Origin of the sequence: Longimicrobium sp. (assembly GCF_036554565.1) — a bacterium.
GTDB lineage: Bacteria > Gemmatimonadota > Gemmatimonadetes > Longimicrobiales > Longimicrobiaceae > Longimicrobium.
In genome coordinates, this window is record NZ_DATBNB010000682.1 from 1 (window position 1) to 2,736 (window position 2,736).

Sequence of the window (2,736 nt, forward strand, 5' to 3'; positions counted from 1 at the left end):
CCCCGCCGCCGTTTTTCCCTCCGGCGGATTGACTTGGGAGCCGCGGGAGCGCACGATTGGGGAGCATCCATCCCCATCCACCACTCCCGAGGACGCATGATGCAGTACCGCACCCTCCTGGCGCTGTCGGCGCTGGCGGTGGCCCCCGCGGCCGTGCAGGCACAGGCCGCCGACGCGCGCGTGGCCACCGCCGTCGACCGCCTGGCGCCCCGCATCACCGAGATCCGCCACGACCTGCACCAGCACCCCGAGCTCAGCAACCGCGAAACGCGCACGGCGGGCGTGGTCGCCGCGCACCTGCGCTCGCTGGGGCTGGAGGTGCGCACCGGCATCGCCCACACCGGCGTGGTCGGCATCCTTCGCGGCGGGCGGCCCGGCCCCACCATCGCCGTGCGCGCCGACATGGACGCGCTGCCGGTGACGGAGGAGACCAGCTATCCCTGGAAGTCCACCGTGCGCACCGAGTACCTGGGCAACCAGGTGGGCGTGATGCACGCCTGCGGTCACGACGTGCACACCGCCGTGCAGATGGGCGTGGCCTCCGTCCTGGCCGGCATGCGCGCCGAGGTGCCGGGCACGGTGGTGTTCGTCTTTCAGCCCGCGGAAGAGGGTGCGCCTCCGGGCGAGCAGGGCGGCGCCAAGCTGATGCTGGACGAGGGCGTGTTCAACGGCGTGCGTCCCGAGGCCGTGTTCGGGCTTCACACCTTTGCGCAGATGGAGGTGGGGAAGGTGGGATACACCCCCGGGCCGGCGATGGCGGCGGCGGACCGCTTCATCATCCGCATCAAGGGGCGGCAGTCGCACGGGGCGTCGCCGCACCTTTCCATCGATCCCATCGTCATGGCGTCGCAGGCGGTGCTGTCGCTGCAGACCATCCGCTCGCGCAACCTGTCGCCCTTTACGCCCAGCGTGGTGACGGTGGGGCTGATCCGCGGCGGCGAGCGCAACAACATCATCCCCGAGCAGGTGGAGATGCACGGCACCGTGCGCACCTTCGACCCCGCCGTGCAGGACGAGGTGGAGCGGCGGATGCGCGAGATCCTGGACGGCGTGACGCGCGCGGGTGGCGGCTCGTACGAGCTGCAGTACGACCGCATCACCCCGGTGACGGTGAACAACCCCGACCTGGCGCGGCGGCTGCACCCCACGCTGGTGCGGGTGATGGGTGGCAGCAACGTCGTCGACGTGCCGCCCACGACGGGCGCCGAGGACTTCGCGTTCTTCGCCACCGTGGCGCCCACCTTCTTCTACCGGCTGGGCACCACGCCGCCGGGGCAGAAGAGCGGCGACCACCACACGCCCACCTTCATCGCCGACGACGCCGCCATCCCCATCGGCATGCGCACGATGACGGGACTGGTGCTGGACTACCTCCGCACCGGCGCGGCCCAGTAATCCCACGCATCCGCTGAACGAAGCGCCCCCGCGTGGATCGCGGGGGCGCTTCTGCGCACAGCGGCGAAGATTACGGAACTGCTTCTGGCGCGGCGCCGGCGTCCCCACCAGCATTCCGCGCGCACTGATGTCCTCGTCCACATCCGGCCAACGAGCTACCTGGCCGTTGCCGATGATGCGGACATTCGCGCGCTGCTCGGGAGTCGCCTCGGCGAGGCGCCATGACCAGGCAAGCGGTACGCTGATCGTGCGCCCGTCCATCAAATCCGCGATGATCTTGTCGTCGGTGACCCGGATTTCGCGAATCCGAGCGTCGCTCTCCGTCACAGCGCTCATGCTACGCCTCCCTGATTCGCCGGCACTCTCGATCATCCAAGGGGCGCGGTTCAGTAGCTGTCCTGGAGCGAACTCGCGTCGAATTCCGAGTCACCTTCGCCACTTACGGCTGTGTATGCGGCACGAAGATCATCGCCGAACTCCAAGATCGCCTCGGCTACCAGAACATCCATCGCCCGATCTTCCTCCGGCGCTGAGCGGGCGAGCTTGATACACAAGTACGCGATTGTTTCGAACGCGCCGAAGCGGTCCGTCAGCATCTCCAAGATGCGCGCAGGTGATGGCCTTGGCTGCATTCTCATCGGCATCTGCTCCTGATATCTACCATTTCGCCTTGCCCCTCGCGAGCCGATCGGGCTATCGTTGCCGATCGTTACGCGGGAGGGTTGCGCGTGCTGAGACGTGGGCTGTGCCAGCGCGCAGTCCTCATGTTGGCATTAAGCCAACTCCACCTAAGTTGGCAATCGTGCCAACGGGAGATCATCGATGGCTGAAGGGAGCAGTAGCCGAGATGAGGTTGCGCAAGCAGTCCAGGAAGCACTCCGGGATGCTCCCTTCAACCTGCGGGACCTTGCCGAGGAGATGGACGGCAGCTACGGAACAGTCCGGGAGTGGTCGCGCGGCGCCCGAACCCCAACTGACGCGAGTGTGGAGCGGATCGCCGCCAGCTTGGAAGTCCGAGCAAGGATGCTTCTTCAACTCGCGGATCGACTACGCCAAGCCATTGCTCGAAGCAGGACCTGAGAACTCCTGGACTTATGGCCGGGATTAACGTGCAAGGGAGTAGCGGGGCCATCCTTTCTCCAGGAGTTCAGCCAGTGCTACACACGCGTTCCGTTGCCGAGGTCGCCCGCAACTTCACGGAATACGTGGACCGCGTGGAGGGCCGCGGCGAGTCTTTCGTTTTGATGCGCGGCGGCCGAGCAGTCGCCGAACTGGGCCCGGTGCGCTCGGCCATGCGGCTCGGTGATCTGCCCGATCTACTCGCTTCGCTCCCACGCCTTA

Annotated in this window: 3 protein-coding genes and 1 pseudogene; 2 read left to right on the top strand and 2 right to left on the bottom strand. The window is 67.2% G+C overall.

Going from position 1 to position 2,736, the window contains the following annotated elements; genetic code table 11:
• The first annotated feature begins 96 nt into the window (after window positions 1–96).
• Window positions 97–1,395 (top strand): amidohydrolase, encoded by a 1,299-nt coding sequence (locus VIB55_RS18970; protein ID WP_331878243.1) that lies wholly within the window; start codon window positions 97–99, stop codon window positions 1,393–1,395.
• Window positions 1,396–1,509: 114 nt separating this feature from the next.
• Here VIB55_RS18970 and VIB55_RS25550 read toward each other — a convergent pair.
• Together VIB55_RS25550 and VIB55_RS18975 are read right to left on the bottom strand one after the other, a co-directional pair.
• Window positions 1,510–1,767: pseudogene (locus VIB55_RS25550) on the bottom strand (DUF2442 domain-containing protein); the annotation flags it as partial.
• A gap of 14 nt (window positions 1,768–1,781) precedes the next feature.
• Complete coding sequence (locus tag VIB55_RS18975; protein WP_331878244.1) at window positions 1,782–1,997, bottom strand: hypothetical protein; 216 nt, start codon at window positions 1,995–1,997, stop codon at window positions 1,782–1,784.
• Between the two features lie 552 nt (window positions 1,998–2,549).
• Between VIB55_RS18975 and VIB55_RS18980 the strand changes: the two genes are divergently transcribed.
• On the top strand, window positions 2,550–2,736 hold a 187-nt coding region (locus VIB55_RS18980), incomplete at its 3' end, for a type II toxin-antitoxin system Phd/YefM family antitoxin (protein WP_331878245.1).

Coding starts and splice junctions, on each gene's coding strand:
- VIB55_RS18970 (WP_331878243.1), top strand. CDS start 97: ATGATGCAGTACCGCACCCTCCTGGCGCTGTCGGCGCTGGCGGTGGCC.